Here is an 18,392-nt window from a genome sequence, read left to right on the forward strand (position 1 = left end):
AACATTTCTCTGCAACTCTGCGAGCGCTCAACGTAAATGACAGAGAACATTCGCGTGTCTACCTGATGTGGGGACAGATGAGAAACCGGAACTGGAGATCACGTGCCCTGTGCACGGTGGTCGCGACCAGTCTCCTGGCGCTGGGAGGACCGCTGCTGTCGGCCACGGCAGCCGGTGGCCCCAACATCGCCGTGGGGGACGCCACGGCGGCGAGCAGCTCGCACGCCGAATACGGAGCCGCCAACATCACCGACGGCAATCAGAGTTCGTACTGGCAGAGCGCCGGCAGCAGCCTGCCCCAGTGGGTCCAGACCGACCTCGGCGCCACCGAGCGCATCGACGAGGTCGTCCTGAGACTGCCCGCCGGCTGGGAGAGCCGCAGGCAGACCCTCTCCGTGCAGGGCAGTGCCGACGGCACGGGCTTCAGCACGCTGAAGACGTCCGCCACCTACGCCTTCGACCCGGGTGCGGACAACACGGTCACCGTGTCCTTTCCCGCCACGCAGACCCGGTTCGTGCGAGTGAACATCACCGCCAACACCGGCTGGCAGGCGGCCCAGCTCTCCGAGCTGGAGGTGCACGCGGCCGGAGAGTCGTCCACCAACCTCGCAGCCGGCCGACGGCTGACGGCGAGCAGTTCCACGGGCGCGTACACCCCGGGCAACGGCAACGACGGCAACAAGGCCACCTACTGGGAGAGCGCCAACAACGCCCTGCCGCAGTGGCTCCAGGCCGACCTCGGCTCCTCGCGCCGGGTCGACCGCGTCGTCCTGCGGCTGCCGGACGGGTGGCCGAACCGCAGCCAGACCCTGAAGATCCAGGCCAGTGAGAACGGCTCGGACTTCACCGACCTGACCGCGGCCAAGGCCTACACCTTCGACGCGGCCGGGGGTCAGTCGGCCACGATCACCTTCGACGCGGCCACCGCGCGCCACGTGCGGGTCCTGGTGACGGCCAACACCGGCCAGCCCGCCGCGCAGGTGTCCGAGCTGGAGGTCTACGGTCCCGAGACGGGCGACACCCAGGCCCCGACCACCCCCGCCGGCCTGGCGTTCACCGAGCCGGCCACCGGGCAGATCAGGCTCACCTGGAACGCGTCCTCGGACGACACGGCCGTCACGGGGTACGACGTCTACGCCAACGGCGAGCTGCTGACCTCGGTCGCGGGTGACGTCACCACGTACACGGACACCAGGCCGGCCGACACGACGGTCACCTACTACGTGCGCGCCAGGGACGCGGCCGGCAACCAGTCCGGCAACAGCAACACGGTCACCCGCCGGGCCGACACCGGCGACACACAGGCGCCCACCGCGCCCGCGAACCTGGCCCTGACCGAACCGGCCGCCGGGCAGATCAAGCTGACCTGGACCGCCTCGACCGACGACAAGGGCGTCACCGGGTACGACGTCTACGCCAACAACCAGCTCCGCAAGAGCGTCGGCGGCGACGTCACCACCTACACCGACACCCAGCCGGCGTCGGCGAACGTGACCTACTTCGTGCGGGCCAAGGACGCGGCCGGCAACGAGTCGGGCAACAGCAACTCCGTGACCCGCACCGGCACCGGCGGCGACGGCTCGAACCTGGCCGTCGGCAAGCCGATCAGCGCCTCGTCCCACATCCACACCTACGTCGCCGAGAACGCCAACGACAACAGCACGTCGACCTACTGGGAGGGCGCGGCGGGCAGCTACCCGAACACGCTGACCCTGAAGCTGGGCGCAAACGCGGACGTCGACCGCGTCGTCCTCAAGCTCAACCCGGACAACAGCTGGTCCAAGCGCACCCAGAACATCCAGGTGCTCGGCCGGGACCAGGACGCGTCCGGCCTCACCTCCCTGGTGGACGCGAAGGACTACGTCTTCGACCCGGCGAGCGGCGGCAACAGCGTGTCCATACCCGTCGGGAAGCGGGCCGCCGACGTCCAGCTCAGGTTCACCGCCAACAGCGGGGCGACGGCCGGGCAGGTCGCCGAGTTCCAGGTCGTCGGCACCCCGGCGCCCAACCCGGACCTCGAGGTGACGAAGCTGACCACGTCACCGGACTCCCCCGTCGAGTCGGACGAGATCACGGTGGCCGCGACGGTCCGCAACAGTGGCGCCGCCGACGCCCCCGCCGGCAAGGTCGCCGTCCGGCTGGGCGACACCAAGGTCGCCACCGCCGACGTCCCCGCCCTCAAGGCGGGTGCCCAGACCAGCGTCAGCGCGTCCGTCGGGGCCCGCGACGCCGGTTCGTACGAACTGAGCGCGGTCGCCGACGAGGCGAACGAGATCATCGAGCAGAACGAGACCAACAACACCTACACGCGGCCCGAGCCGCTGGTCGTCAAGCCCGTGCAGAGCTCCGACCTGGTCGCCGCCGCCGTCTCCACCGCACCGTCCAGTCCGGCCGCCGGTGACGACGTGACCTTCAAGGTCGCGCTGAAGAACCAGGGCACCCAGGATTCCGCGGGCGGCGGCCACCCGGTGACGCTCGCCCTGCTCGACGCCAAGGGCAGCACCGTCAAGACCCTGACCGGCGAGCACTCCGGCGTCATCGCCGCCGGCGAGACGGCCCCGGCCGTGAGCCTCGGCACCTGGAAGGCGGCCAACGGCTCGTACTCCCTGAGGGTCACCGTCGGCGACGACGCGAACGAGCTGCCGGTCAAGCGGGAGAACAACACCTCCACGCAGCCGCTGTTCGTCGGGCGCGGCGCGAACATGCCGTACGACATGTACGAGGCGGAGGACGGCACGGTCGGCGGCGGTGCCACCGTGGTCGGACCCAACCGCACCATCGGCGACATCGCGGGCGAGGCGTCCGGGCGCAAGGCCGTCCACCTGGACCAGACCGGCGAGTACGTCGAGTTCACCACGAAGGCGGACACCAACACCCTGGTGACCCGCTTCTCGATCCCGGACGCGCCGGGCGGCGGCGGCATCGACGCCACACTCAACGTGTACGTCGACGGCGTCATGAAGAAGGCGCTGCCGCTGACGTCGAAGTACGCCTGGCTGTACGGTGCCGAGGCCTCACCGGGCAACTCCCCGGGCGCGGGCGCCCCGCGGCACATCTACGACGAGGCGCACATCATGCTGGGCGAGACCGTCCCGGCGGGCAGCAGGATCCGGCTGCAGAAGGACGCGGCGAACACCTCCGACTACGCGATCGACTTCGTCAACCTGGAGCAGGTCTCCGCGCTGCCGAACCCCGACCCGGCGGCGTACGCGGTGCCGGCCGGGTTCACTCACCAGGACGTGCAGAACGCGCTCGACAAGGTCCGCATGGACACCTCGGGCAAGCTCGTCGGGGTGTACCTGCCGCCGGGCGACTACCAGACGTCGAGCAAGTTCCAGGTGTACGGCAAGGCGGTGAAGGTGGTCGGCGCCGGTCCCTGGTTCACCCGGTTCCACGCGCCCACGACGCAGGACAACACCGACATCGGCTTCCGTGCCGAGGCGAGCGCCAAGGGCTCGACGTTCGCGAACTTCGCCTACTTCGGCAACTACACGAGCCGGATCGACGGGCCGGGCAAGGTGTTCGACTTCTCCAACACCTCGGACATCGTGATCGACAACATCTGGAACGAACACATGGTGTGCCTGTACTGGGGCGCCAACACCGACCGGATGACGATCAAGAACTCCCGGATCCGCAACATGTTCGCCGACGGCATCAACATGACCAACGGCTCGACCGACAACCTGGTCTCCAACAACGACGCCCGGGCCACCGGCGACGACAGCTTCGCGCTCTTCTCGGCGATCGACGCGGGCGGCGCGGACATGAAGAACAACCTGTACGAGAACCTCACGACGACGCTGACCTGGCGTGCCGCGGGTCTCGCCGTCTACGGCGGCTACAACAACACCTTCCGGAACATCCACATCGCGGACACCCTGGTCTACTCGGGCATCACCATCAGCTCGCTGGACTTCGGCTACCCGATGAACGGCTTCGGCACCGATCCGACGACCTTCGAGAACGTCTCGATCGTCCGGGCCGGCGGACACTTCTGGAACGGGCAGACCTTCCCGGGCATCTGGGTGTTCTCGGCGTCCAAGGTGTTCCAGGGGATCAGGGTCAACAACGTCGACATCGTGGACCCGACCTACAGCGGCATCATGTTCCAGACGAACTACGTGGCAGGTCAGCCGCAGTACCCGATCAAGGACACGGTCTTCACCGACGTCTCCGTCACGGGCGCGCACAAGAGCGGTGACGAGTTCGACGCCAAGTCCGGCTTCGGCCTGTGGGCCAACGAGATGCCCGAGAACGGGCAGGGACCGGCGGTCGGTGAGGTCACCTTCAACGGGCTGAAGCTCAGCGACAACGCCGTGGACATCCGGAACACGACGTCCACCTTCAAGATCATTCGCAATCCGTAGTCCCGTAGGGCACTGACTGGCGCAAGTCTCTTGCGGAGACTTGCGCTAGTCTTGCGTTTGTGACGCGACGACTTGCTCAGGTGGCGAAGAAGGTTGGGGTCAGCGAGGCCACGGTCAGCCGGGTGCTCAACGGCAAGCCGGGGGTCTCGGCGGCGACCCGGCAGTCCGTGCTGAGCGCGCTGGACGTGCTGGGCTACGAGCGGCCCACCCAGCTGCGGGGCGAGCGCGCCCGCCTGGTCGGGCTGGTCCTGCCCGAGTTGCAGAACCCCATCTTCCCCGCGTTCGCCGAGGTCATCGGCGGCGCGCTGGCCCAGCAGGGGCTGACCCCGGTGCTGTGCACGCAGACCAAGGGCGGCGTCTCCGAGGCGGACTACGTCGAGTTGCTGTTGCAGCAGCAGGTCTCCGGTGTCGTCTTCGCCGGCGGCGGGCTGTTCGCGCAGGCGGACGCCCCGCACGACCACTACCGGCTGCTCGCCGAGCGCAACATCCCCGTGGTGCTGGTCAACGCCTCCATAGCGGACCTCGGGTTCCCCTGCATCGCCTGCGACGACGCGGTGGCCGTAGGACAGTCCTGGCGGCACCTGGCGTCGTTGGGTCACGAGCGGATCGGGCTCGTGCTCGGCCCCTCCGACCACATCCCCTCCCGCCGCAAGCTGGCCGCCGCCCGGGAGGCCGCGGCGGCGGCCGGCGGCGCCCTGCCCGACGCGTACGTGGAGCGGGCCATGTTCTCCCTGGAGGGCGGCCAGGCAGCCGCCACCCGCCTCCTGGAACGCGGCGTCACCGGCATCATCTGCGCCAGCGACCCCCTCGCCCTCGGCGCCGTCCGCGCCGCCCGCCGCCGCGGCCACCACGTCCCCCACGACGTCTCCGTCGTCGGCTACGACGACAGCGCCTTCATGACCTGCACCGAACCACCCCTCACCACCGTCCGCCAACCCATCGAAGCCATGGGACGCGCCGCCGTCGACCTCCTCTGCGCCCAGATCCAAGGCACCGAAGTCCCGCACAGCGAGCTGCTCTTCGAACCCGAACTCGTCGTCCGCGGCTCCACCGCACAGGTGTCCACCCGGTAGCGGGATCTCAACTTCTACGACGGACTGTCAAACAATTACGAAATCAGCGCGAGATATTGCGTTCACTTGTTCACGGTGGTTGAGTGAGCGGCGCCCCACAACGCATCGGCGGTGGGGCGCCTTCCACGTTCATGCCCGAAGGGGACCACCCATGAGAAGTGCTCGGTTCCGCCGTACTCGCCGTGCCGGCGCCATCACGCTCGTCTCCGCTCTCACCCTGACCGCTCTCGCCGCCTGCGGCACGAGCAGCAGTGACGACGGCGGCGGTTCCGAAGGCGGCAGCGGGTCGTCCGACCCGGCTGCCCCGCTGGACCCGAAGACCAAGGTGACGATCACCATCGACTGCATGCCGCCGAAGGCGAAGGCGGCCGAGCTCAAGGAGTGGAAGGAGGACGTCAAGGCGTTCAACGAGATCTACCCGAACGTCACCATCGAGGGCCGCTCCACCCCGGGCCAGTGTCTGGAGCCGCCGCGCTTCACGGCGATGCTCAAGGCCAAGTCGCAACCCGACGTCTTCTACACCTACTTCACCGACCTGCCCCAGGTGCTGGACAACGACGGCGCCGAGGACATCACGGCCTACGTCAACGACAAGACCGTCCCGGCCCTGAAGGACATCGACCCGAACGTCCTCGGCTCGCTCAAGCACGAGAACAAGCTCTACGGCCTGCCCACCAGCAACTACACGATGGGTCTGCTGATCAACCGCAAGCTCTTCGAGAAGGCCGGTCTCGACCCGGACACCCCGCCGCGGACCTGGGACGAGGTCCGCACCGCCGCCAAGAAGATCGCAGACCTGGGCGACGGCATCGCCGGCTTCGGCGAGTACAGCGCGGGCAACACCGGCGGCTGGCACTTCACCGCCCAGATGTACAGCCGCGGCGCCGAAGTCGTGGACGAGAGCGGCAAGAAGGCGGTCTTCAACAACGAGGCGGGCAAGGAGGTGGCCGAGAACCTCCACGCCATGCGCTGGGAGGACGAGAGCATGGGCAAGACCCAGCTGCTCAAGTGGGGCGACCTGCAGAAGCAGATCGCCACCGACAAGCTCGGCATGTTCCTCGCCGCGCCGGACGACATCACGTACATGGTCCAGCAGCTCGGCGCCGACTACGAGAACTTCGGCATGGGCCCGATCCCCGGCGCGAAGAACACCCTCGCCGGCGGCAACAGCTACATGATCAAGAAGGGGATATCCCCCGACAAGATCAAGGCGGCCGTCGCCTGGCTGAACTTCGAGAACCTCACCGTCGGCAAGGGGCAGTTCGACTGGGCCCGCAAGAAGAAGGACGACCTGCCGGTGGGGCTCCCGCAGCCCAACTTCTGGCTGAACGAGTCGAAGAAGAAGGACGACGCGGCCCGGCTCGAGCACGCCACCATGCCGGTCGAGAACTTCAAGTCGTTCATGGACAACCCGGTCCCGGGCATGGCCGAGCCGCCGAAGGCCCAGGAGGTCTACAAGGTCCTGGACAACGTGATGTCCGGCCTCCTCACCAACGAGGACGCCGACATCGACAAGCTGCTCTCCACCGCGGAGCAGCAGGTCAACCAGGTTCTGGCCACGCAGTGACCGGCTCCCTCGGGGGGCGGGCCGCACCGCCCCCCGGGGCCCATGAGATCAGCCCCAAGGAGCGACGATGTCGGCCCCCAGCCTGACCCCGAGCAAGGCGGCCAGAGCCCGCCACGCCCAGCCGCCGGTGGACGGCCCGCCCCAGCGCGGCGGGTCGTTCGGCAGGAGCCTGAAGCGCAACCTCACCGCGCACGGATTCCTGATCGGAGCGGTTCTCTGCTTCGCGTTCTTCTCCTGGTACCCGATGGTCCGGGAGTTCTTCCTCGCCTTCCAGAAGACGGACCAGGGCGAGGTCTCCTGGGTCGGCCTGGAGAACCTGGAGACGGTCTTCAACGACCCGGCCTTCTGGCAGGCCTGGCGCAACACCGCGCTGTTCACCGTGCTGGCCCTGGTCCTCGGCTTCGCCGTGCCGTTCGTCGTCGCCATCGTCATCAACGAACTCAGGCACGGCAAGGGGTACTTGCGTCTGCTCGTCTACCTTCCGGTGATGCTGCCCCCGGTCGCCTCCGTGCTCCTGTTCAAGTACCTGTACGACCCCGGTTACGGCCTGCTCAACGAGGTGTTCGGCTTCTTCGGGCTGCCCGAGCAGCAGTGGCTGCAGGACCCCGGCCTCTCCATGCTGTCCGTGGTCATCGCCTCGACCTGGATGAACATGGGCGGCGCGGCACTCATCTACCTGGCCGCGCTCCAGGGCATCCCCGGCGAGCTGTACGAGGCGGCGGAGCTGGACGGAGCCGGGCTGCTGCGCAAGATCTGGCACGTCACCATCCCGCAGACGCGGCTCATCCTCTCGCTCATGCTGCTGATGCAGATCATCGCCACCATGCAGGTCTTCGTGGAGCCCTTCCTGCTCACCGGCGGCGCCGGCCCCGAGGGCTCGACGACCACGGTCGTCTACCTCATCTACCAGTACGCCTTCAACTTCAACAACTACGGTGCCGCGGCGGCCCTCGGCCTGCTGCTCCTCGTACTGCTGGCCGGGTTCTCGGCGGCGTACGTGAAGCTGAGCCGCGCCGAGGACGAGTAGAGCCGGGGGAAAGCACAGATGTCCACACGCACACTCATCTCACCGGCCCAGCTCGCCCGCCCGCGCGGCAAGGCGCTGTACTGGGTGGTGTTCGGTCTCGTCGTCGCCCTGTTCACCGTGGTCTTCCTCGGCCCGATGTACTGGATGGTCTCCAGCGGTTTCAAGAACACCCAGGAGGCCGTGCAGACCCCGCCGACGCTCTTCCCCGAGTCCTTCCAGCCCGACAACTACTCGCAGGCCTGGGACGTCATGGACCTGGCGAGCCTGTTGGGGAACACCCTGTTCTACGCGTTCGGCGCGCTCGCTTTCCAGCTGGTGTTCGACGTGGCGGCGGCCTACTCGCTGTCCAAGCTCCGGCCGGTCCTCGGCAAGGCGATCCTCGGTCTGATGCTGGCCACGCTGATGATCCCGGCGACCGTGCTGGTCGTGCCGCAGTACCTGACGGTGCTCGACGTCCCGGTCTTCGAACGCAACCTGCTGAACACGCCGTGGGCGATCTGGCTGCCGTCGGTGACCAACGCCTTCAACATCTTCCTGCTGAAGCGGTTCTTCGACTCGATCCCGCGGGAACTGCTCGACGCCGCCTCCATGGACGGCGCCTCGCCGATGCGCACGCTCTGGTCGATCGTGCTGCCGATCTCCCGGCCGATCCTCGGCGTGGTGTCCATCTTCGCGATCGTGGGCGTCTGGAAGGACTTCCTCTGGCCCATGCTGACCCTGCCCGACCCGGCCAAGCAGACCCTGAACGTCGGGATCTACTCCCTGTCCAACGGGGTGCCCATGAACGTGCTGATCGCGGCGCTCACCATGGCCTCGCTGCCCACCCTCGTCATCTTCCTGATCTTCCAGCGCAACATCATGAGCGGACTCACCGCCGGAGGACTCAAGGGCTGAGGGCCGAGGGCCGAGGCGCTCCTCGCCCCCTCCCGCTCCCCCGCCTCCCGGCAGCACGTCCCGTCAACCTTCGCCGCCGGCCCGTCCGACGCCCCGCTCTGTCCGGGCCGGCGGCGAAGATCCACCCTGCCCGAAAGGACCGTCACGTGGCAGCCCCCAACTCGCACCGCACCGACGACTGGTGGCGCGACGCCGTCATCTACCAGGTGTACCCCCGCAGTTTCGCCGACGGCGACGGCGACGGCACCGGTGACCTCGCGGGCGTGAGGGCGAGACTGCCCCACCTCGCCGAACTCGGCGTGGACGCCGTCTGGTTCACCCCCTGGTACGTCTCACCGCTCGTCGACGGCGGCTACGACGTCGCCGACTACCGCACCATCGACCCGGCCTTCGGCACCCTGGGCGAGGCCGAGAAGCTGATCGCCGAGGCCCGGGAGCTAGGCATCCGCACCATCGTGGACATCGTCCCCAACCACGTGTCCGACCAGCACGCCTGGTTCCGGGCGGCGCTGGAGGCCGGTCCGGGCAGCCCGGAGCGGGAGCGGTTCCACTTCCGTCCCGGCCGCGGTGCCCACGGGGAGCTGCCGCCCAACGACTGGCCCTCGCAGTTCTCCGGCCGCACCTGGACCCGGGTCCCGGACGGCGAGTGGTACCTGCACCTGTTCACCCCGGAGCAGCCCGACCTGAACTGGGCCCATCCCGAGGTCCGCCGGGAGCACGAGGAGGTCCTGCGCTTCTGGTTCGAGCGCGGGGTGGCGGGCGTACGCATCGACTCCGCGGCCCTGCTCGCGAAGGACCCGGCGCTCGCGGACTTCGTGGAGGGCGTCGACCCGCACCCGTACATCGACCAGGACGAGCTGCACGACATCTACCGCTCCTGGCGCAAGGTCGCCGACGAGTACGGGGGCGTCTTCGTCGGCGAGGTGTGGCTGCCCGACGCCGAGCGCTTCGCCCGCTACCTGCGCCCCGACGAGCTGCACACCGCCTTCAACTTCAACTTCCTGTCCTGCCCCTGGGAGGCGGACCGGCTGCGCCGCACCATCGACGACACGCTGGCCGAACACGCCCCCGTCGGCGCCCCGGCCACCTGGGTGCTCTGCAACCACGACGTGACGCGCACCGTGACCCGGTACGGCCGCGAGGACACCGGCTTCGACTTCGCGAAGAAGGCCTTCGGCACCCCGACCGACCTGGCCCTGGGCACCCGGCGCGCGCGGGCCGCCGCGCTGCTGACGCTGGCCCTGCCCGGCTCCGTCTACCTGTACCAGGGGGAGGAACTGGGCCTGCCCGAGGCCGACATCCCCCTCGATCGGATCCAGGACCCGATGCACTTCCGTTCCGGGGGCGTCGACCCGGGGCGGGACGGCTGCCGCGTCCCCCTCCCCTGGGAGGCCGACGCACCGTACTGCGGGTTCGGCTCGGAGACCGAGCCCTGGCTGCCGCAACCGGAGGGCTGGTCGGCGTACGCGGCGGACCGCCAGAGCGCGGACCCCGGCTCGATGCTGTCGCTGTACCGCGAGGCCCTGCGCCTGCGGCGCTCCACCGAGGGGTTCGGCGACGGCCCGCTGGACTGGCTGCCGGCGCCGGACGGCGTCCTCGCCTTCCGGCGCGCGGGCGGCACCGTGTGCGTCGTCAACCTGTCCGCCGCGCCGGTCGAACTGCCCGGGCACCGGGATGTGCTGCTGGTCAGCGGGCCCCTGGACGACTCCGGCCGGCTGCCGGCGGACACGGCGGTGTGGCTGCGCGCCTGAGCCGTCCCGAGGGGCGCCCCTGCCCGTGTGGACGCGGACAGGGGTGCCGCCGTCGCCGGTCGTCCCGTGGCAGGGCAGAATCGGGACAGGAGGCCGTGGGAGGAGGCGGACGCGTGCGGGAACGACCGTGGCTGGGCGGGCTGCGCCGCCCTCCGAATCCCCTCGTGAGCGGACACCGGGCGGCGCGGGGCGCGCTGCGGTCGGTGTCGGAGGCACTGGGCGCACGCAGGCGGCTGGCCTGGCTGAACGCGGCGGACCTGAGTATCGGCACGACGCTCGACGTACGGCGCACGGCGGAGGAGCTGGCCGGCTTCACCGTGCCGGAGCTGGCCGACGGCGCCGCGGTGGACCTCCTCGACTCGGTGCTGCGGTTCCAGGACGGCGAGCGGGCCGGCGGAGGGGAGGCGCCCCGGCTCAGGGCCATGGCGGTGTCGGAGGTCGAGGGCCTGAACCTGGCGCCCGATCCCGTGGGCGAGCTGTCGGTGCACACCGCCGACCGCCTGGGGCAGCGGTGCCTCACCACCCGCCGGCCGGTGCTGGTGTCCCGGATGACGCGGGCGGACTTCGCGGTGATCGCCCCCTCGCGCGAGTCGTCGGACATCATGCGCCGGGCGGGTGTCCATTCCTACCTGGCGGTGCCCCTGATCGCGCGCGGGGTGCTGCTGGGGCTCGCCGACTTCGTCCGGGCCGGCCACCGGGCGCCGTTCAACCGGACCGACGTGGCGCTGGCGATGGAGCTGGCTTCCAAGGCCGCCGTGTACATCGACAACGCACGGCTCTACGGGCGCGAGCGCGACCATGTGGTCACCCTCCAGCGCGCGCTGCTCCCCCGCTCCAGCCCGAGCACCCCGGGCCTGGACGTGTCCTCGTGCTACGACCCGGCCGCCGATCCGGCCGCCGTGGGCGGCGACTGGTTCGACGTGGTCGCGCTGCCCAGCGGCCGTACGGCGCTGATGGTGGGCGACGTGATGGGGCGCGGCCTGGCGGCCGCCGCGACCATGGGGCGGCTGCGCACGGTGGCCCGGACCCTGATGGCGCTGGACATCGCGCCCGAGCGGCTGCTGGCCCGGCTCGACCTGGCCGCCCGGGATCTGGAGGAGGACCAGGTCGCCACGTGTCTGTGCGCGGTCTACGACCCGTACGGCAGCACCTTCCGCATCGCCAGCGCCGGGCATCCGCCCCCGCTGCTGACCGGGCCCGACGGTGCCGTCTCGTTCCTGGAGGTACCCGCGGGGGCGCCGCTGGGGACGGGGGTGATCCCGTACGACCAGGTCGAGCGGCAGGTGCCCGAGCGGAGCCGGCTGACGCTGTACACGGACGGGCTGGTCAGGTCGCGCACGGCCGACCTGGGGACCCAGCTGGAGCGGCTGCGCGAGGCGGTCGGCGGCGGGGTGCCCGAGGACGGGACCGAGTGCCGGGCGGTGGCCGAACGGGTCGGCGGGGACCGGTCGGACGACGCGATCGTGCTGGCCGCCTTCGTCCGGCCGCTCGCTGCGGACTGCGACGTGTACGTACGGGCGCTGCCGCCGGACGGCAAGGCCGCCGGACAGGCCCGTACGGCGGTGCGCGAGCAGTTGGAGCGGTGGGGCCTGGAGGAACTCGTCGACACCACGGAGCTGGTGGTGAGCGAGCTGGTCGGCAATGCCCTGCGGTACGGCAACGCCCCCGGGGAGCTGCGGCTGCTGCGGCACGAGCGGCTGTCCGTGGAGGTCTCGGACTCGGGTCCCGACCTGCCGCAGATCCAGCACGCGGACGTGAGCGACGAGAGCGGGCGCGGTCTGCAGCTGATCAACATGATGTGCCGGCGCTGGGGCTCGTGCCGCACGCCCGGCGGGAAGGTCGTGTGGGCGGAGCAGGACCTGCCGGTGCGGGCCGGGGCGTCCGGCCCGCAGTAGCGCTTCCGCGGACCGCCTATGCGGCCTTCTCCAGGGCCGGACGTTCGAACTGGGTGCGGTGCAGTTGGGCGTAGCGGCCGCCGGCCGCGAGGAGTTCCTCGTGGGTGCCGCTCTCCACGATGCGGCCGGCCTCGACGACCAGGATCCGGTCGGCCGCCCTGACGGTGGACAGCCGGTGCGCGATGACGACGGCCGTCCTGCCCTGCAGGGCCTCGGTGAGGGCCTCCTGGACGGCCGCCTCGGAGGTGTTGTCGAGGTGGGCGGTGGCCTCGTCGAGGATGACGACGCGCTGGCGGGCCAGCAGCAGCCGGGCGATGGTCATGCGCTGGCGTTCGCCGCCGGAGAGCCGGTAGCCGCGCTCGCCGACCACGGTGTCCAGCCCGTCCGGCAGGGACCGTACGAGGTCGGCCAGGCGGGCGCGGCGCAGCGCCTCCCACAACTCGTCCTCCCCGGCGCCCGGCCGGGCGAGCAGCAGGTTGGCCCGGACGGTGTCGTGGAAGAGGTGGCCGTCCTGGGTGACCATGCCGACGGTGTCGCGCAGCGACCGGGCGCTCAGTTCGCGCACGTCGACGCCGCCGACGCGGACGGTGCCCGCGTCGGTGTCGTACAGGCGCGGCAGGAGCTGGGCGATGGTGGACTTGCCGGCGCCGGACGAGCCGACGAGCGCGATGGTCTGGCCGGGTTCGGCGCGAAAGGAGAGGCCGTGCAGGACCTCTTCGCCGCCGCGGGTGTCCAGGGTGGCGACCTCTTCGAGGGAGGCCAGGGAGACCTTGTCGGCGGACGGGTAGCCGAAGCGGACGTCCTCGAACTCGACGGCGACCGGGCCGTCGGGGACCGGGCGGGCGTCGGGCTTCTCGTCGATGAGCGGGGCCAGGTCGAGGACCTCGAAGACCCGCTCGAAGCTGACGAGGGCGCTCATGACCTCCACCCGGGCCCCGGCGAGCGCGGTCAGCGGCGCGTACAGCCGGGTCAGCAGCAGGGCCAGGGCCACGACGGCGCCCGGGTCCAGGGTGCCGCGCAGGGCGAAGAAGCCGCCGAGGCCGTAGACGAGGGCGAGGGCGAGCGCGGAGACCAGGGTGAGTGCGGTGATGAAGGCGGCCTGGGCGGTGGCGGTGCGCACCCCGATGTCGGCGACCCGGCGGGCACGGTCGGCGAACTCGGCCGACTCCTCCTCCGGGCGGCCGAACAGCTTGATCAGGGTGGCGCCGGGCGCCGAGAAGCGCTCGGTCATACGGGTGCCCATGGCGGCGTTGAGCGCGGCGGCCTCGCGCTGCATTCGCGCCATGCGGCGGCCCATGCGCCGGGCCGGGAGCACGAACACCGGGAGCAGTACCAGCGCGAGCAGGGTGATCTGCCAGGACAGGGTCAGCATGACGGCGAGGGTGAGCAGCAGGGTGACCACGTTGCTGACGACGCCGGACAGGGTGTTGCTGAAGGCGCGTTGGGCGCCGATGACGTCGTTGTTGAGACGGGAGACGAGCGCTCCCGTACGAGTGCGTGTGAAGAACGCGACCGGCATGCGCTGCACATGATCGAACACGGCCGTGCGCAGATCGAGGATGAGTCCCTCCCCGAGCGTCGCCGAGAGCCTGCGGGAGAGGATGCCGAGCACCGCCTCGGCGACGGCGATGAGCGCGATGAGCAGGGCGAGGCGCACCACGGTGCCTTCGTCGCCGTCCGACACGATCGCGTCGACGACCTTTCCGGCGAGCACGGGGGTGGCGACGGCGAGGAGTGCGGTCGCCACCCCGAGCAGCAGGAACCGGACGATGCGGCGGCGGTGCGGGCGGGCGAACGCGCCGATGCGGCGCAGCGTGGCGCGGGCGAAGGGGCGGCGCTCGTCTTTGGCGTGCATGACGCTGTACAGCTGGGTCCACGCCGTGGTCTCCATACTCATGCGGGTGACCGTAGAACCTCGACCGACCTTGAGGTCAAGGAGACACCTCCCCCGGTCCGTAAGTCCTTGTCCGCGCGTCGGCCATCCGTAGTTGGCGCTGCTGGGGGAATGTCTTGTGGTGTGACGACAGCGGTTCGAGTCTCCGAGAAGCCACTCCTGCACCGCGTCCCGGTCCGCCGGGTGCTGTGTGTGCTTCCGCTGCTCCTGGTGGGCGTGGTGGCCGTGCGGCACCGGTCCGTGCTGGCCGAGGGGTTCGGCCATCTCGCCACGGCCCGCTGGCCCTGGCTGCTGGCCGCCGCCGGGGCGACCTGTCTGACCTGGGTGGCCGCCGCCTGCACCCGGCAGGGCGCGGTGGTGGAGCGGCTGCCCCGGAGGCGGCTGCTGGCCACGCAGTTCGCGGCGGGCGCGGCCAACCACCTGCTGCCGACCGGGCTGGGCGCGAGCGCGGTGAACCTGCGCTTCATGACCGTGTGCGGGCTGCCGCTCGCCCGTTCCTCGGCCGCCCTCGCCCTGTATCTGCTGGCGGAGAGCGTCGGCCGCCTCGCCCTGCTCGGCGCGCTGCTGATCGCGTTCCCCGGCGCGCTGCGGCTCGGGGCGCTGCTGCCCGATGCGGCCGTGGGACCGCTGCTGACCGTCGCGGGCGCCGTCCCGGTGGCGGCGGCGGTGGCACTGGCGCTGCTGCCGCGGCTGCGCGGGGCGCTGGCCTCCTTCCTGCGGACGGCCCTGGGCGAGGCCCGGTCGGTGCACGCCCGTCCGGCGCGGGCACTGGCGCTGTGGGGCGGCGCGCTGGCCTTCCCCGCGCTGCAGGCGTCGGTGCTGGTGCTGGTGGGGCGGGCGCTGGGTCTCGAGGTGCCGGCCGGGCACATGGCGGTGGCGTATCTGGCGGCGACGGTGGCGGTGGCGCTGGTGCCCACGCCCGGCGGCATCGGCTCCGTCGAGGCGGCGCTGGTCGTGGCACTGGTGGCGGCGGGCGGCCCGGCGGCCGTGGCCACCGCGGTGGTACTGGCGTTCCGGCTGCTGACGGTGTGGCTGCCGCTGCTGCCCGGTGCGCTGACGCTGGCGGCGCTGGTGCGGATGCGGGTGATCTGAGGGCCTGAGGCGGCCTGGGTGCCGGGAGGCGGGCACGTCAGGCGACGGTGACGTGCACCGGGCCGCCGGCGGGATCGACCCGGTGCGTCCAGCGCGCCGTCAGCGTCAGCGGGCGGTGCGGGACGGCCGTGGTGAGGGGGAACCGCTCGCGGTGCAGGGGGCGGCCGTCCTGGGTGACGTGCAGGACGGGGCGGGGCAGGGGGAGCGCCGTGCGCAGGAGGTACGGGAAGCGGTCGCCCGGGGTGACGCGGTTCGGGGCGATGCGGCGCAGGGGCGGGTCGGCGACGAGAGGGACGCCGGTGGGCCAGTGCAGGCCCTCCGCGCCGGGTGCCGTGCCGTCCGTGAGCCAGTCGCGTACGGCGGTCGCGGCGTGCGCGCCCTCGCGGGCCGCCGTGGCCGCGCTCTCGGCGGCGTGCAGCACGCTGCCGACTGCGAAGACGCCGGGCCGCGAGGTGCGCAGGGCGCCGTCCACGGCGGGCCCGCGGGTGCCGGGGTCCAGGGTCAGCCCGCCGCGCCGGGCGAGTTCGTGGTCGGGGACGAAGTCGCCGGTGAACACGACGGTGTCGCAGGGCAGTATGGCCGTACGGCCGTCGCGGTGGCGTACGCGTACGCCCGACAGGCGGCCGTGGCCGAGGAGTTCGGTGACGGTGGTGCCGGTGAGCACGGGGGTGCGGTGCCGCAGCCGGGCGTCGAGGGTCCGCGCGGGGGCCGCGGGGGCCCGGGCCGGCTCCGTGACGAGTGCGACGACCTCGGCTCCGGCGGCCCGTACGGTGCCGGCGGCGGCGTGGGAGACGGCCTCGGCGCCGACGATCACCGCACGGGTGCCGATGTGCTGCCCGTACAGGTGGACCGCCTGCTGGAGTTCGCCGGTGGTGTAGACGCCGGCGGGCCGGGTGCCGGGTACGAGGCGGGCGGCGCGGGGGCGTTCGCGGGCGCCGGTGGCCAGGACGACGGCGCGGGCGGTCACGGTCTCGGCGCCCTGGGGGCCGACGGTGGTGAGGGCGCGCGGGCCGGCCCAGTCGAGGGCGGTGACGCCGGTGCGCACGTCGGCTCCGGCGTGCTCGGCCGACGCGGCGAGGATGCGGGCGTGGTCCGGGCCGGTCAGCGCGTGCGGCCAGGTGCCGAAGCCCCGGTGCGCGCAGTGCCTGGGCACTCCGCCGGGCGACTGCTCGCGCTCCAGGACCTCGACGCGGGCGCCGGCCGTCGCGAGCAGGGACGCTGCCGTGAGTCCGGCGGGGCCGGCCCCCACCACCAGGACGTCGACCCGCCGGCTCGTCACCGCTGCGCCTCCTCGAACAACGCCCGTACCGCCGCGCCGCAGGAGAAGCCCTGGCAGCGGCCGGCGCGGGCCCGGGTGCGGCGGCGCAGCCCGTCGAGCGAGCGGGGCGGGATCGGGCCGGCGAGGGCGTCGCGGATCTCGCCGCGGGAGACGCGTTCGCAGTGGCAGACCAGGATCCCGTACTCGGGGTCGGCGGCGACGACGTCCGGTTGCTGGTGGGGGCGGGGAAGGGCTTCGCCGAGGTTGGGCATGCGGACCGGCTCCGGCGGGCGCCGGGGGCCGAGGGCGAGACCGGTGTCCGCGAGCAGGCCGGTGACGTGCTCGGCGATGGCGAGGGAGGCGGTGAGGCCGGTGGAGCGGATGCCGCCGACGGTGACGTAGCCCTGAGCGGAGTGGGCGGCGATCCGGTAGTCGTCGTGCCCGGTGGCCGCGCGCAGGCCCGCGTAGACGGCGGTGACCTCCTCCTCCAGCAGGGCGGGGAGGATGCGGCGGCCCTGCTCCCGCAGCCTGCGCAGTCCCTCGGCGGTGGAGCCGGTGGCGTGCTTGTCGTCGAGGTCTTCGGCGGTGGGGCCGAGCAGGACGTTGCCGTAGACGGTGGGGGCGACCAGGACGCCCTTGCCGAGGGCGGTGGGGACGGGCAGGAGGATGTGGCGGACGAGGGCGCGGGCGAACTTGTCGTGGACGACGAGCTGACCCCGGCGCGGGGTGACGGTGAAGTCGTCGTGACCGAGGCTCCGGTCGAGGGTGTCGGCGTGCAGCCCGGCGGCGTTGACGAGCCGGCGGGCGTGCAGCGGTCCGCGCGGGGTGTCGAGCCGGTGGACGCCGTCCGTGTGACCGGCGTGCGTGACCGGCGCGCCGAGGTGCAGGTCGGCTCCGGCGCGGACCGCCTGGACGGCGTACGCCAGGGTCGTCGTCCAGGGGCAGATGATGCTCTCGCCGGGCACGTGCAGGGCGCCGAGCGCGCCGGGGCCGAGGTGGGGTTCGCGGGCGTAGAGGTCGGCGGGGCCGAGGAGGCGGGTGTCGTGGTACTCGTTGCGCACGGCCTTCTCCGCCAGGCGGGGCAGGGTCGCGAGCTGCTCCTCGTCCCAGGCGACGAGCAGGGCGCCGACGCGTTCGACGGGGATGCCCGACTCGGCCGCGTACGCGGCGAGTTCGCGGGCGCCCTCGCGCACGAGCCGGGCCTCCAGCGAGCCGGGCACGGCGTCGAAGCCGGTGTGCAGGATGGCGGTGTTGGCCTTGGAGGTGCCCTGCCCGACGTCGTCCTGCGCCTCGACGAGGGCGATCCGCAGCCCCGGGTGGTGCGCGAGCCGCCGCGCGATCGCGCACCCGACGACCCCGGCACCGACGACCGCCACGTCGTACGGCTCGACGGGCAGGTGCCCCGAGACGGTGACGGTCACGCGGAACCCCCTGCGCGCGACGCGCCGCCCGGGGCATGGCACGTCACCGTCCCGCGGAGCGGCGTGCCCGGCAGCCGGCCGGTCCGTGACCGCCCCGTGCCACCGCGCCCGGAGACCCTCTGCGCACCGGCGCCCGTCCACCCGGGCCCT

Annotated in this window: 11 protein-coding genes; 8 read left to right on the forward strand and 3 right to left on the reverse strand. The window is 71.8% G+C overall.

Going from position 1 to position 18,392, the window contains the following annotated elements:
* Positions 1-77 precede the first annotated feature (77 nt).
* The 7 genes from NI25_RS04130 (at position 78) to NI25_RS04160 (ending at position 12,577) form a co-directional block, all read left to right on the forward strand.
* Positions 78-4,370 carry a discoidin domain-containing protein gene (locus NI25_RS04130; RefSeq protein ID WP_078884502.1) on the forward strand — a complete coding sequence of 1,431 codons (4,293 nt, stop codon included), beginning with the start codon at positions 78-80 and terminating at the stop codon, positions 4,368-4,370.
* 59 nt (positions 4,371-4,429) lie between these two features.
* Positions 4,430-5,443: a LacI family DNA-binding transcriptional regulator gene (locus NI25_RS04135; protein WP_061441123.1), complete on the forward strand. Its 1,014-nt coding sequence runs from the start codon at positions 4,430-4,432 to the stop codon at positions 5,441-5,443.
* Positions 5,444-5,594: 151 nt separating this feature from the next.
* Positions 5,595-7,010, forward strand: coding sequence for an extracellular solute-binding protein (locus NI25_RS04140; protein ID WP_061441124.1), 1,416 nt, complete (start codon positions 5,595-5,597; stop codon positions 7,008-7,010).
* A gap of 67 nt (positions 7,011-7,077) precedes the next feature.
* On the forward strand, positions 7,078-8,037 hold the full coding sequence (locus NI25_RS04145) for a carbohydrate ABC transporter permease (RefSeq protein WP_061441125.1): 960 nt from the start codon (positions 7,078-7,080) through the stop codon (positions 8,035-8,037).
* 18 nt (positions 8,038-8,055) lie between these two features.
* The gene (locus NI25_RS04150) at positions 8,056-8,931 is read left to right on the forward strand and encodes a carbohydrate ABC transporter permease (RefSeq protein ID WP_061441126.1); all 876 of its coding nucleotides are present in this window, start codon (positions 8,056-8,058) and stop codon (positions 8,929-8,931) included.
* Positions 8,932-9,077: 146 nt separating this feature from the next.
* Positions 9,078-10,682: a glycoside hydrolase family 13 protein gene (locus NI25_RS04155; RefSeq protein ID WP_061441127.1), complete on the forward strand. Its 1,605-nt coding sequence runs from the start codon at positions 9,078-9,080 to the stop codon at positions 10,680-10,682.
* 113 nt (positions 10,683-10,795) lie between these two features.
* Positions 10,796-12,577 (forward strand): ATP-binding SpoIIE family protein phosphatase, encoded by a 1,782-nt coding sequence (locus NI25_RS04160; protein ID WP_061441128.1) that lies wholly within the window; start codon positions 10,796-10,798, stop codon positions 12,575-12,577.
* A 16-nt stretch (positions 12,578-12,593) separates the two neighbouring features.
* Here NI25_RS04160 and NI25_RS04165 read toward each other — a convergent pair whose 3' ends face one another.
* Positions 12,594-14,468, reverse strand: coding sequence for an ABC transporter ATP-binding protein (locus NI25_RS04165; RefSeq protein ID WP_107071617.1), 1,875 nt, complete (start codon positions 14,466-14,468; stop codon positions 12,594-12,596).
* 195 nt (positions 14,469-14,663) lie between these two features.
* Here NI25_RS04165 and NI25_RS04170 point away from each other — a divergent pair, with 195 nt between their 5' ends.
* Complete coding sequence (locus NI25_RS04170) at positions 14,664-15,563, forward strand: lysylphosphatidylglycerol synthase transmembrane domain-containing protein (RefSeq protein WP_061441130.1); 900 nt, start codon at positions 14,664-14,666, stop codon at positions 15,561-15,563.
* Between the two features lie 37 nt (positions 15,564-15,600).
* Here NI25_RS04170 and NI25_RS04175 read toward each other — a convergent pair whose 3' ends face one another.
* Entirely contained in the window at positions 15,601-16,842 is a 1,242-nt protein-coding gene (locus NI25_RS04175) for an NAD(P)/FAD-dependent oxidoreductase (RefSeq protein ID WP_061441131.1), read from the reverse strand.
* Entirely contained in the window at positions 16,839-18,242 is a 1,404-nt protein-coding gene (locus NI25_RS04180) for an FAD-dependent oxidoreductase (RefSeq protein WP_061441132.1), read from the reverse strand. Before NI25_RS04180 ends, NI25_RS04175 begins: the two co-directional genes overlap by 4 nt.
* Positions 18,243-18,392: the final 150 nt, after the last annotated feature.

Origin of the sequence: Streptomyces sp. CCM_MD2014, assembly GCF_000772045.1 — a bacterium.
Classification (GTDB): domain Bacteria; phylum Actinomycetota; class Actinomycetes; order Streptomycetales; family Streptomycetaceae; genus Streptomyces; species Streptomyces salinarius.